Below are 12,655 nucleotides of genomic sequence, written 5' to 3' on the forward strand. Positions count from 1 at the left end.
GGGTGCAGGGCGGGCCCTGAAATAGTTGATGTGGCCCGGCACTCGTCGGGCCCTGCACTGCGGGGAATCACTAATGAAGATGCGACGAATTTTGAGCGCGGGAGCTGCCTTGGTGCTGGCGATGAGTGCGGGGCTGGCGAACGCCCAGAGCAAGCCGACGCTCAATATTGGCTATGTTGACGGCTGGTCCGACAGCGTGGCGACCACCCATGTGGCGGCTGAAGTGATCAAGCAGAAGCTGGGCTATGACGTGAAGCTGATGCCGGTCGCCACCGGGATCATGTGGCAGGGCGTAGCGACGGGCAAGCTGGATGCCATGTTGTCGGCCTGGTTGCCGGTTACCCACGGCGAGTACTGGGCCAAGAACAAGGACAAGGTTGTCGATTACGGGCCTAATTTCAAAGACGCAAAAATTGGTCTGATCGTGCCTGAGTATGTGGCAGCCAAGTCCATTGCCGACCTCAAGGACGATGCCGGTTATAAAAAGAAAATCGTCGGCATTGATGCAGGATCCGGCGTCATGCTCAAAACCGACGAGGCGATCAAGGACTACGGGCTGGACTATAAACTGCAGGCCAGTTCCGGGGCGGCCATGACCTCGGAGCTGGGTCGCGCTTACGCTAAAAACGAGCCGATCGTCGTCACTGGCTGGGTACCGCACTGGATGTTTGCCAAGTGGAAGCTGCGCTTCCTTGATGATCCGAAAGGTGTGTATGGCGCTGCGGAAACGGTCAACAGCATCGGCAGCAAAGAGCTGGACAACAAAGCCCCTGAAGTTGCGGCCTTTTTGAAAAAATTTGCCTGGAACTCCAAAGACGAGATTGGCGAGGTAATGCTGGCCATTCAGGAGGGCGCAAAACCTGAAGCAGCGGCAAAAGAGTGGGTCGCCAAGCACCCTGAGCGAGTTGCCGAATGGACCGCTAAATAAACACGAGGTGTCTAGCTCGCAGCACACAAGACCGTTTGGTGTTTACACCAAGCGGTTTTTGCATATCCGGGGTTCGGCACGGCTGCACATCGTCCTTGCAGACTAGAGAAACCGGGGCCTTGAGCGAATCTGGCGCTCTACTACTAAAGTCGTCTGGAATTGAATTTGAAGCCCCCTAATAGTGAAAACGTTCCATCTCATCTGTGCTGCGAGGACAAAAATAATGAACGACAGCATTTACCTCTCTATTCAAAACAGTCCGCTCTTCAAGGAGCTGGTTAGAAAAAGAGAACGCTTCGCCTGGATACTCTCGGCAATCATGCTCGGGTTGTACGCCATCTTTATCCTGTTGATTGCTTATGGGTCACACATCATGGGGGCCAAACTAAGCCCCGGTTCGTCCATCACCTGGGGAATACCTATCGGCGTGGGGCTGATTGTTTCGGCTTTTATTCTGACTGGCATCTATGTGCACCGGGCCAATGGCGAATTTGATGACCTGAACAATGCAATTCTCAAGGAGGCGGGGCAATGATCGGGCGTCTACTGGCAACACTGGGCGTTGCTGCCCTGGCCCCTGGCGTCTGGGCAGCCGAAGCCTTGACCGGGGAAGTTCAAAAACAGCCGCTGAACATTTCGGCGATCATTATGTTTGTCCTGTTTGTCGGGGCAACGCTATGCATTACTTATTGGGCTTCCAAGCGCAATAAATCGGCAGCGGACTATTATGCTGCCGGTGGCAAAATCACCGGTTTCCAGAACGGCCTGGCGATTGCAGGCGACTATATGTCTGCCGCCTCCTTTCTGGGTATTTCCGCGCTGGTTTACACCTCTGGCTACGACGGTCTGATCTATTCCATCGGCTTCCTTGTGGGTTGGCCAATCATTCTGTTCCTGATTGCGGAGCGTCTGCGTAACCTGGGCAAATACACCTTTGCCGATGTGGCCTCCTATCGATTGGGCCAGGCCCAGATTCGCTCCCTGTCGGCCTGTGGCTCGCTGGTGGTGGTGGCGTTTTATCTGATTGCGCAAATGGTGGGGGCGGGCAAGCTGATTCAGTTGCTGTTCGGTCTGGACTACCACGTTGCGGTGATTCTGGTTGGCATCCTGATGTGCCTGTACGTGTTGTTCGGCGGCATGCTGGCGACCACCTGGGTACAGATCATCAAGGCAGTTCTGCTGTTGTCGGGTGCAACGTTCATGGCCGTAATGGTGATGAAGCACGTTAACTTTGACTTCAACTCGCTGTTTGCCGAAGCCGTCAAGGTTCACCCTAAAGGCGAGGCGATCATGAGCCCCGGTGGCTTGGTGACGGATCCGATTTCGGCATTCTCCCTCGGGCTGGCGCTGATGTTCGGTACTGCAGGTCTGCCCCATATCCTGATGCGCTTCTTCACCGTCAGTGATGCGAAGGAAGCCCGTAAAAGCGTGCTCTACGCGACCGGCTTTATCGGCTACTTCTATATCCTGACGTTCATTATCGGCTTCGGCGCGATTCTGCTGGTGAGCACCAACCCTGCCTTCAAGGACGCGGCCGGTGCCTTGCTGGGCGGCAACAACATGGCGGCCGTGCATCTGGCCGATGCAGTGGGCGGCAGTATCTTCCTGGGCTTTATCTCGGCAGTGGCCTTTGCCACCATCCTGGCCGTGGTTGCGGGCTTGACCCTGGCAGGTGCTTCGGCGGTGTCCCATGACCTGTATGCCAGTGTGATCAAGAAAGGCAAAGCCAACGACAAGGATGAAATCCGCGTTTCGAAAATCACTACCGTAATCCTCGGCGTGCTGGCGATTGGCTTGGGTATTTTGTTCGAAAGCCAGAACATCGCGTTCATGGTGGGCCTGGCATTCTCCATCGCTGCCAGTTGTAACTTCCCGGTACTGCTGCTTTCCATGTACTGGAAAAACCTGACCACCCGCGGTGCAATGATTGGCGGCTGGATGGGGCTGGTCAGTGCTGTTGGCCTGATGATTCTGGGTCCGACCATTTGGGTGCAGATCCTGCATCATGAAAAAGCCATCTTCCCTTACGAGTACCCGGCGTTGTTCTCGATGATCATCGCGTTCGCGGGTATCTGGTTCTTCTCCATCACCGACAAGTCCAAGGCGGCAGAGAAGGAGCGTGCACTGTTCTTCCCGCAATTTGTACGGTCTCAGACCGGTCTGGGGGCGAGCGGGGCGGTGGATCATTGATCCGCTATAAACGGCAGATGTAAAAAATCCCCCTGTCGCAAGACCGGGGGATTTTTGTTTGTGTCGCTGTTCAGTGATGCGTAGGCGAGGGCTGTTGGTCGGCGCTTCAAGAGCTCGCGAGCAAGCTCGCTCCTGCAGGCAGGCAGTTACATTCGGCCCAAACTAATACGGCCCCTGCTCTTATCAAGAGGCAGGGGCCGTATTGGCTGCAATCAGGACGCTATCGTGGGACAGGCCTTACTTGCGGTCTTCCAGCTTGGTGAGGTCACGCTGCTCGTAGCCGGTGTACAGCTGGCGCGGGCGGCCAATCTTGTACGGGCTGGAGAGCATTTCTTTCCAGTGCGAGATCCAGCCAACTGTACGCGACAGGGCGAAGATCACGGTGAACATGCTGGTTGGAATGCCGATCGCCTTGAGGATGATCCCCGAGTAGAAGTCGACGTTCGGGTACAGCGAGCGTTCGATGAAGTACGGGTCGGTCAGGGCGATCTCTTCCAGGCGCATGGCCAGTTCGAGTTGCGGATCGTTCTTGATGCCCAGCTCTTTGAGTACTTCGTCGCAGGTCTTCTTCATGACCGTGGCGCGCGGGTCGCGGTTTTTGTAAACCCGGTGACCGAAGCCCATCAGTTTGAACGGATCGTTCTTGTCCTTGGCCTTGGCGATGAATTTGTCGATGTTGGACACATCGCCAATTTCGTCGAGCATGGTCAGCACGGCTTCGTTGGCGCCGCCGTGGGCAGGGCCCCACAGTGCAGCGATACCGGCAGCGATACAGGCGAACGGGTTGGCACCCGAAGAACCTGCCAGGCGTACGGTGGAGGTCGAAGCATTCTGTTCGTGGTCAGCGTGCAGGATAAAGATCTTATCCATTGCCTTGGCCAGTACCGGGCTGATCGGTTTGATCTCGCACGGCGTGTTGAACATCATGTGCAGGAAGTTTTCGGCGTAGGTCAGGTCGTTACGCGGGTACATCATGGGTTGACCCATGGAGTACTTGTAAACCATCGCTGCCAGGGTAGGCATCTTGGCAACCAGACGGATCGCGGAGATTTCGCGATGCTGCGGGTTATTGATGTCCAGGGAGTCGTGGTAGAAGGCCGAGAGGGCGCCGACTACACCGCACATGACCGCCATCGGGTGGGCGTCACGACGGAAGCCGTTGAAGAAGGTCTTCAACTGCTCGTGAACCATGGTGTGGTTCTTCACGGTGCTGACAAATTGAGCCTTCTGCTCTGCGGTCGGCAGTTCGCCGTTCAGCAGCAGGTAAGCGGTTTCAAGATAGTCAGAGTGTTCGGCCAGCTGTTCAATCGGGTAGCCGCGGTGCAGCAGGATACCGTTGTCACCATCAATATAGGTGATCTTCGACTCGCAAGATGCGGTCGACATAAAGCCAGGGTCAAATGTGAACCGGCCCGTGGCCGTAAGGCCTCGCACATCGATTACATCGGGACCCACGGTGCCAGTTAAAATGGGCAGCTCGACGGGGGCTGCGCCCTCGATGATCAACTGCGCTTTTTTGTCAGCCATGTGGCCTCCTATTTATGCTTGAAATCATCAGACAGACCCCCCACGCAGGGCCCGCACCACTATAGTGAGATAAATTCGAATGTCAATTTGCCTAAAGTCTTGCTGTACAAGGCTTTGAACCGCGATTTTTAGCGAATATCCCTGCCGTTTACGCCTTTTATGCCCGAAGCGCAATGCGCTATTAGGGGAAGGTGATTGCGTTGTCATTAGTGACCTAACTGTCTATACTCGGCAGCCGACCGCCAGGGGCTTTTGGGCCTGTTTAGATGGGGGTCGTCACTCCCGGGTGGTGGGTACCTGACCAGTGCACATCCCAACAAACTTGCCCTGATTGTTAGGGGCTCTTCAGTGTGAAAAAAGCCGTGAATAGCCAACGACCTGTAAACCTAGACCTAAGGACCATCAAACTCCCCATCACCGGCGTTACGTCATTTCTGCACCGTGTATCGGGCATCATTCTTTTTCTCGGCCTGGGCTTCATGCTTTATGCATTGAGCAAATCCCTGGGTTCCGAAGAAGGTTTTGCCGAGGTGAAGGCATGCTTGACCAGCCCGCTGGCCAAATTCGTTGCGTGGGGCCTGCTCTCTGCCTTGCTGTATCACCTGGTTGCCGGTGTGCGCCACTTGATCATGGACATGGGCATCGGTGAGACGCTTGAAGGCGGCCGACTGGGCTCGAAAATCGTAATCGTCATTTCTGTAGTGATGATTGTTCTGGCGGGAGTTTGGATATGGTAACCAGCGTTACGAACCTGTCGCGTTCGGGCCTCTATGACTGGATGGCACAGCGTGTGTCTGCGGTTGTTCTAGCGGCTTATTTCATCTTCCTGATCGGATACCTCGTTGCGAACCCTGGCATTGGCTACGCCCAATGGCATGAGCTGTTCGCAAGCAACTGGATGCGTATCTTCAGCCTGCTGGCCCTTGTTGCACTGGGCGCACACGCCTGGGTAGGCATGTGGACCATCGCGACCGACTACCTGACGCCAATGGCACTGGGCAAGTCCGCGACAGCAGTACGTTTCCTCTTCCAGGCAGTCTGCGGCGTTGCAATGTTCGCTTACTTCGTCTGGGGTGTGCAGATTCTTTGGGGTATCTGATTCATGGCTAACACAGTTAATACACTCTCGTTCGACGCCATTATCATTGGCGGCGGCGGTGCAGGCATGCGCGCTGCTCTGCAGCTGGCGCAAGGCGGTCACAAGACTGCCGTAATCACCAAGGTTTTCCCGACTCGTTCCCACACCGTATCGGCACAGGGTGGCATTACCTGCGCGATCGCGTCTGCGGATCCAAACGATGACTGGCGCTGGCACATGTACGATACCGTCAAGGGCTCCGACTATATCGGTGACCAGGACGCTATCGAGTACATGTGTTCCGTAGGCCCGGAAGCCGTTTTCGAGCTGGAACACATGGGTCTGCCGTTCTCCCGTACCGAACAGGGCCGTATCTATCAGCGTCCTTTCGGCGGTCAGTCCAAGGACTTCGGTAAAGGCGGCCAGGCTGCCCGTACCTGCGCTGCAGCCGACCGTACCGGTCATGCGCTGTTGCACACCCTGTACCAGGCCAACCTGAAGGCCGGCACTGTATTCCTTAACGAATACTACGGTGTCGATCTGGTCAAGAACGAAGATGGTGCCTTTGTAGGCATGATCGTGATCTGCATCGAAACTGGTGAAACCTCTTACGTCCGCGCTAACGCGACCGTATTGGCCACTGGTGGTGCAGGCCGTATCTACTCCTCTACTACCAACGCCCTGATCAACACCGGTGACGGTATCGGCATGGCGCTGCGTGCAGGCGTACCGGTACAGGACATCGAAATGTGGCAGTTCCACCCGACCGGCATTGCCGGCGCCGGTGTACTGGTTACAGAAGGTTGCCGTGGTGAAGGTGGATACCTGATCAACAAGCACGGTGAGCGTTTCATGGAGCGTTATGCTCCGAACGCCAAAGACCTTGCAGGTCGTGACGTTGTAGCACGCTCGATGGTTAAGGAAATCATCGCGGGCAACGGTTGCGGTCCGGATGGCGACCACGTAATGCTGAAACTCGATCACCTGGGTGAGGAAGTTCTGCACAGCCGTCTGCCAGGCATCATGGAGCTGTCCAAGACCTTCGCTCACGTCGATCCTGCCGTAGCGCCGATCCCGGTAGTTCCTACCTGCCACTATATGATGGGCGGCGTTGCCACCAACATTCATGGTCAGGCTATTACCCAGGACGCTGAAGGCGTCGACCAGATCATCCCTGGCCTGTTTGCAGTGGGTGAAGTGGCTTGCGTATCGGTTCACGGTGCCAACCGTCTGGGCGGCAACTCGTTGCTCGACCTGGTGGTATTCGGTCGTGCTGCCGGCCTGTTCCTGGAGCAGACCCTGAAAGAAGGCGTTGATTACGCCCGTCCGCGTCAGTCCGACATCGATGCTGCCCTGGCACGTCTGGATGGCCTGAACTCGCGTACCGACGGCGAAGACGTCGCTACCCTGCGTAAAGAACTGCAAAGCTGCATGCAGAACTACTTCGGTGTATTCCGTACTGGCGAATACATGCAGAAGGGTATTGCCCAGCTGGCTGATCTGCGCGCGCGTATTGCCAACGTGAAAATCAACGATAAGAGCCAGGCGTTCAACACTGCTCGTATCGAAGCCCTTGAGCTGCAAAACCTGCTCGAAGTGGCTGAAGCGACTGCAATCGCTGCTGAAGTTCGTAAAGAGTCGCGCGGTGCTCACGCCCGTGAAGATTTCGAAGATCGTGACGACGTTAACTGGCTGTGCCACACCCTGTACTTCCCGGGTGAAAAGCGCGTAGCCAAACGTGCGGTGAACTTCTCGCCGAAAACCGTTCCGACCTTTGAACCTATGATTCGGACTTACTAAGGGTGGCCGATATGTTGAAAGTCAGTGTTTATCGCTACAACCCGGATCAAGACGCCGCGCCGTTCATGCAGGAATTCCAGGTCAATACCAACGGTAAAGACCTGATGGTGCTGGACGTGCTGGCCTTGATCAAAGAGCAGGACGAAGGTTTTTCCTATCGTCGCTCGTGCCGTGAGGGCGTTTGCGGCTCCGACGGCATGAACATCAACGGCAAAAACGCACTGGCTTGCGTTACGCCGCTGTCTGCTGTCGTAAAAGGTAACAAGTTGATCGTTCGTCCTCTGCCAGGTTTGCCGGTTATCCGTGACCTGGTCGTCGATATGAGCATCTTCTACAAGCAATACGAGAAGGTGAAGCCGTTCCTGCAGAACGATACTCCGGCCCCGGCCATTGAGCGTCTGCAGTCTCCGGAAGAGCGCGAGAAGCTCGACGGTCTGTACGAGTGCATCCTGTGCGCTTGCTGCTCGACTTCGTGCCCGTCCTTCTGGTGGAACCCGGACAAGTTCCTGGGCCCTGCTGCACTGCTGCAAGCCTACCGTTTCCTGGCTGACAGCCGTGACACCAAGACCAGCGAGCGTCTGGCTTCACTGGATGACCCGTTCAGCGTATTCCGCTGCCGCGGGATCATGAACTGCGTAAACGTGTGTCCGAAGGGCCTGAACCCGACTAAGGCCATTGGTCACGTGCGTAGCATGCTGCTGCAGAGCGGCGTGTGATTCAAAGCTGTACTGCAGGATCGCTGTAACCGTAGATGCTACGGCGCAGGCTTCAACCGGCGCCGTAGTTTTAACCTGAGCAACAGCTCAAAAAGCTGCGGCTCTTATTTTGAAGAAATGAGACCAGCAGGGGCATCCGGGCTGGTACCCGGACTATCAGCGTGATCCTAAGTGGCTTGTTTTAGTCGCTGTATTCGGACTTTCTCAAGCGTGCTCTGGTGTTCTCGTCGATGGTGTCCCCTAACCGAGGGTGACCAAGCATGCAAGAAAGCGTGATGCAGCGCATGTGGAACAGCGGCTATCTTTCAGGTGGTAACGCTGCCTATGTGGAAGAGCTCTATGAGCTCTACCTGCACGACCCTAACGCTGTGCCAGAAGAATGGCGCACCTACTTTCAGACGTTGCCCAATGACGGCAACTCTGCCAACGATGTTTCGCACTCTACAATCCGCGACCATTTCGTGCTGCTGGCAAAGAACCAGCGCCGCGCCCAACCGGTTTCTGCCGGGAGCGTGAGCAGTGAGCATGAGAAGAAGCAAGTTGAAGTGCTGCGATTGATCCAGGCCTATCGGATGCGCGGCCACCAGGCAGCCCAGCTTGATCCGCTGGGGCTGTGGCAGCGTCCTGCACCTGCAGACCTGTCGATCAATCATTACGGCTTGACCAATGCCGATCTTGATACGACCTTCCGTGCCGGCGACCTGTATATCGGCAAAGAGGAAGCGAGCCTACGCGAAATTCTCGAAGCTTTGCAGCAGACATATTGCCGCACCATTGGCGCCGAGTTCACGCACATCGTCGATTCCGAGCAGCGCCACTGGTTTGAACAGCGCCTCGAAAGCGTACGTGGCCGTCCAACCTACTCGGCAGAGATCAAGGGCCATTTGCTTGAGCGCGTGACTGCTGCTGAAGGCCTGGAAAAGTACCTGGGCACCAAGTACCCGGGCACCAAGCGTTTTGGCCTGGAAGGCGGCGAGAGCCTGATTCCTTTGCTGGACGAGCTGATCCAGCGTTCGGGCAACTACGGCACCAAAGAAATCGTTATCGGCATGGCCCACCGTGGCCGTCTGAACGTTCTGGTCAACACCTTCGGTAAAAACCCGCGCGACCTGTTCGACGAGTTTGAAGGCAAGAAGAAAATCGAGCTGGGTTCCGGTGACGTTAAATACCACCAGGGCTTCTCCTCCAACGTCATGACCTCCGGTGGCGAAGTCCACCTGGCGATGGCGTTCAACCCTTCCCACCTGGAAATCGTTTCTCCAGTGGTTGAAGGTTCGGTACGTGCACGCCAGGATCGTCGTAACGACAAGACCGGCGAAAAAGTGCTGCCGATTTCCATCCACGGTGATGCTGCATTCGCAGGTCAGGGCGTGGTCATGGAAACCTTCCAGATGTCGCAGACCCGCGGCTTCAAGACTGGCGGTACGGTTCACCTGGTGATCAACAACCAGGTTGGCTTCACCATCAGCAACCCTGAAGACTCGCGCTCTACCGAGTACTGCACTGACGTCGCGAAAATGATCCAGGCGCCGATCCTCCATGTAAATGGTGATGATCCGGAAGCCGTATTGTTCGTGACCCAGCTGGCAATCGACTACCGCATGCAGTTCAAGCGTGACGTCGTGATCGACCTGTTCTGCTACCGCCGTCGCGGTCACAACGAGGCCGACGAGCCAAACGGCACTCAGCCGTTGATGTATCAGCAGATCGCCAAGCAGCGCACTACCCGTGAACTGTATGCCGAGCGTCTGACTCAGGAAAACGTGGTTGACGCAGAGCGCGTTCAGTCCAAGATCGACGAATATCGCAACGCGCTGGACAACGGTCTGCATGTTGTGAAAAGTCTGGTCAAAGAGCCGAACAAAGAGCTGTTCGTTGACTGGCGTCCGTACCTGGGCCACGCCTGGACTGCGCGTCACGACACGCGTTTTGATCTGAAAACCCTGCAAGAACTGTCGGCCAAGCTGCTGGAAATTCCAGAAGGCTTCGTGGTTCAGCGTCAGGTGTCGAAGATCTACGAAGATCGTCAAAAAATGCAAGCCGGCGGCCTGCCGATCAACTGGGGTTATGCTGAAACCATGGCATACGCGACCCTGGCGTTCGAAGGTCACCCGATTCGCATGACCGGTCAGGACATCGGCCGCGGTACGTTCTCGCACCGTCACGCCGTGTTGCACAACCAGAAAGATGCTGGCACCTACATCCCGCTGCAGCACCTGTACCAGGGTCAGCCACGTTTTGACCTGTACGACTCGCTGCTGTCTGAAGAGGCTGTACTGGCGTTCGAATACGGTTATTCGACCACCACGCCGGATGCTCTGGTTATCTGGGAAGCCCAGTTCGGCGATTTCGCCAACGGCGCCCAGGTTGTAATTGACCAGTTCATCACCAGCGGTGAGCACAAGTGGGGCCGTCTGTGCGGTCTGACCATGTTGCTGCCACACGGTTACGAAGGTCAGGGCCCGGAGCACTCCTCCGCACGTCTTGAGCGTTACCTGCAATTGTGTGCCGAGCACAACATTCAGGTGTGCGTACCAACGACTCCAGCGCAGATTTACCACCTGCTGCGCCGTCAGGTTATCCGTCCGCTGCGCAAGCCGCTGATCGTCCTGACACCCAAGTCGCTGCTGCGTCACAAATTGGCAGTCTCGACCCTGGAAGATCTGGCCGAAGGTTCGTTCCAGACCGTTATTCCGGAGATCGATGCACAGGATCCGGCGAAAGTCGGTCGCATCGTGCTGTGTAGCGGCAAGGTCTACTACGACCTGTTGGAAAAACGCCGTGCCGAAGGTCGTGATGACATCGCCATCGTGCGTCTTGAGCAGCTGTACCCGTTCCCTGAGGACGACTTGATTGAAGTCCTGGCTCCGTACAAAAACGCCAAACACATTGTCTGGTGTCAGGAAGAGCCGATGAACCAGGGTGCCTGGTACTGCAGCCAGCATCACATGCGCCGCATCATTGGCGGTCACGATAAATCTCTCGTACTTGAGTACGCGGGCCGTGACGCTTCTGCTGCACCTGCTTGTGGTTATGCATCGATGCACGCCGAGCAACAGGCAAAACTGTTGCAAGACGCGTTTACTGTTTAACGCCTTCGCGCACTGAAACCGAATTTAAGGAACCACGAACATGGCTATCGAGATTAAAGCCCCTACTTTTCCGGAATCGGTTGCCGATGGCACCGTTGCCACCTGGCACAAACAACCAGGCGACGCTGTAAAGCGCGACGACCTGATTGTTGACATCGAAACTGACAAGGTTGTGCTGGAAGTACTGGCTACAGCTGACGGCGTTCTGGGCGCCATCGTCAAGAACGAAGGCGACACCGTTCTGTCCGACGAAGTCCTGGGCTCCATCGTTGAAGGCGGCGCTGCTGCTGCCGCGCCAGCCGCTGCTGCTGCACCTGCCGCTCAGGCTGCTGCTCCTGCCGGCGAAGGCGAAGACGATCCTGTTGCAGCTCCGGCTGCTCGCAAGATCGCTGAAGAAAACGGCATCAACATCGCTTCCGTTGCCGGTACTGGCAAAGGCGGTCGTGTGACCAAGGAAGACGTGGTAGCTGCTGTTGCTGCCAAGAAGGCCGCTCCGGCTGCTGCTCCGGCCAAAGCCGCTGCTGCACCGGCTGCTCCTGTTCTGGCTGCGGGCGACCGTGTCGAGAAGCGTGTTCCGATGACCCGCGTTCGCGCTACCGTGGCCAAGCGCCTGGTAGAAGCGCAATCGAACATGGCGATGCTGACTACTTTCAACGAAGTGGACATGACCGAAGTCATGGCACTGCGTTCGAAGTACAAGGACCTGTTCGAGAAGTCCCACAACGGCGTACGCCTGGGCTTCATGTCGTTCTTCGTGAAAGCAACCACCGAAGCGCTGAAACGCTTCCCGGCTGTTAACGCTTCGATCGACGGCTCCGACATCGTTTACCACGGCTACGCCGACATCGGTGTTGCTGTTTCCAGCGACCGTGGTCTGGTGGTACCGGTTCTGCGTAACGCCGAACTGATGAGCCTGGCCGAAATCGAAGGCGGCATCGCCGCTTACGGTAAAAAAGCCCGTGACGGCAAGCTGTCGATGGACGAAATGACCGGTGGTACTTTCACCATCACCAACGGTGGTACTTTCGGTTCGATGATGTCGACCCCGATCGTTAACCCGCCGCAAGCCGCAATCCTGGGCATGCACAACATCCTTCAGCGTCCAATGGCAATCAACGGTCAGGTTGTAATCCGCCCGATGATGTATTTGGCTCTGTCCTACGATCACCGCTTGATCGATGGCAAAGAAGCTGTAAGTTTCCTGGTAGCAATCAAAAACCTGCTGGAAGATCCAGCGCGTCTGCTGCTGGATATCTAAATAGCAGCGGCAAGCTGCAAGCGCCAAGCCTCAAGCTTAATAGCTGACGGGCTTCAAACTTGCAGC

At 56.3% G+C, this 12,655-nt stretch carries 10 protein-coding genes; 9 read left to right on the top strand and 1 reads right to left on the bottom strand.

Annotation, left to right across the window (positions count from 1 at the left end; all coding sequences use genetic code 11):
- Positions 1 to 73 precede the first annotated feature (73 nt).
- From WG29040_RS06685 to WG29040_RS06695, 3 genes are all read left to right on the top strand, one after another.
- On the top strand, positions 74 to 928 hold the full coding sequence (locus WG29040_RS06685; protein WP_003446895.1) for a glycine betaine ABC transporter substrate-binding protein: 855 nt from the start codon (positions 74 to 76) through the stop codon (positions 926 to 928).
- A 223-nt stretch (positions 929 to 1,151) separates the two neighbouring features.
- Positions 1,152 to 1,463 carry a DUF485 domain-containing protein gene (locus WG29040_RS06690; RefSeq protein ID WP_003446897.1) on the top strand — a complete coding sequence of 104 codons (312 nt, stop codon included), beginning with the start codon at positions 1,152 to 1,154 and terminating at the stop codon, positions 1,461 to 1,463.
- The gene (locus WG29040_RS06695; RefSeq protein ID WP_003446898.1) at positions 1,460 to 3,118 is read left to right on the top strand and encodes a cation acetate symporter; all 1,659 of its coding nucleotides are present in this window, start codon (positions 1,460 to 1,462) and stop codon (positions 3,116 to 3,118) included. Before WG29040_RS06690 ends, WG29040_RS06695 begins: the two co-directional genes overlap by 4 nt.
- A gap of 237 nt (positions 3,119 to 3,355) precedes the next feature.
- On the opposite strand, the gene gltA is transcribed toward WG29040_RS06695, so the two are convergent.
- Positions 3,356 to 4,645 carry a citrate synthase gene (gene gltA / locus WG29040_RS06700; protein WP_003446901.1) on the bottom strand — a complete coding sequence of 430 codons (1,290 nt, stop codon included), beginning with the start codon at positions 4,643 to 4,645 and terminating at the stop codon, positions 3,356 to 3,358.
- A gap of 350 nt (positions 4,646 to 4,995) precedes the next feature.
- Here gltA and sdhC point away from each other — a divergent pair, with 350 nt between their 5' ends.
- The 6 genes from sdhC to odhB all read left to right on the top strand — a co-directional run bounded on the left by sdhC (position 4,996) and on the right by odhB (position 12,589).
- Positions 4,996 to 5,382 (top strand): succinate dehydrogenase, cytochrome b556 subunit, encoded by a 387-nt coding sequence (gene sdhC, locus WG29040_RS06705; RefSeq protein WP_085985560.1) that lies wholly within the window; start codon positions 4,996 to 4,998, stop codon positions 5,380 to 5,382.
- Complete coding sequence (sdhD, locus tag WG29040_RS06710; protein WP_003446906.1) at positions 5,376 to 5,744, top strand: succinate dehydrogenase, hydrophobic membrane anchor protein; 369 nt, start codon at positions 5,376 to 5,378, stop codon at positions 5,742 to 5,744. The genes sdhC and sdhD overlap by 7 nt, the downstream gene beginning before the upstream one ends.
- Before the next feature lie 3 nt (positions 5,745 to 5,747).
- A complete protein-coding gene (gene sdhA / locus WG29040_RS06715) occupies positions 5,748 to 7,523 on the top strand; it encodes a succinate dehydrogenase flavoprotein subunit (protein ID WP_003446909.1) in 1,776 nt (591 codons plus the stop codon).
- An 11-nt stretch (positions 7,524 to 7,534) separates the two neighbouring features.
- The gene (locus tag WG29040_RS06720) at positions 7,535 to 8,239 is read left to right on the top strand and encodes a succinate dehydrogenase iron-sulfur subunit (RefSeq protein WP_003446911.1); all 705 of its coding nucleotides are present in this window, start codon (positions 7,535 to 7,537) and stop codon (positions 8,237 to 8,239) included.
- A gap of 260 nt (positions 8,240 to 8,499) precedes the next feature.
- Positions 8,500 to 11,331 (top strand): 2-oxoglutarate dehydrogenase E1 component, encoded by a 2,832-nt coding sequence (locus WG29040_RS06725; RefSeq protein ID WP_003446913.1) that lies wholly within the window; start codon positions 8,500 to 8,502, stop codon positions 11,329 to 11,331.
- Positions 11,332 to 11,371: 40 nt separating this feature from the next.
- On the top strand, positions 11,372 to 12,589 hold the full coding sequence (odhB, locus tag WG29040_RS06730) for a 2-oxoglutarate dehydrogenase complex dihydrolipoyllysine-residue succinyltransferase (protein ID WP_003446915.1): 1,218 nt from the start codon (positions 11,372 to 11,374) through the stop codon (positions 12,587 to 12,589).
- Positions 12,590 to 12,655 lie beyond the last annotated feature (66 nt).

The organism is Pseudomonas sp. PAMC 29040 (genome assembly GCF_003994535.1).
Taxonomy (GTDB): Bacteria; Pseudomonadota; Gammaproteobacteria; order Pseudomonadales; family Pseudomonadaceae; genus Aquipseudomonas; species Aquipseudomonas paraversuta.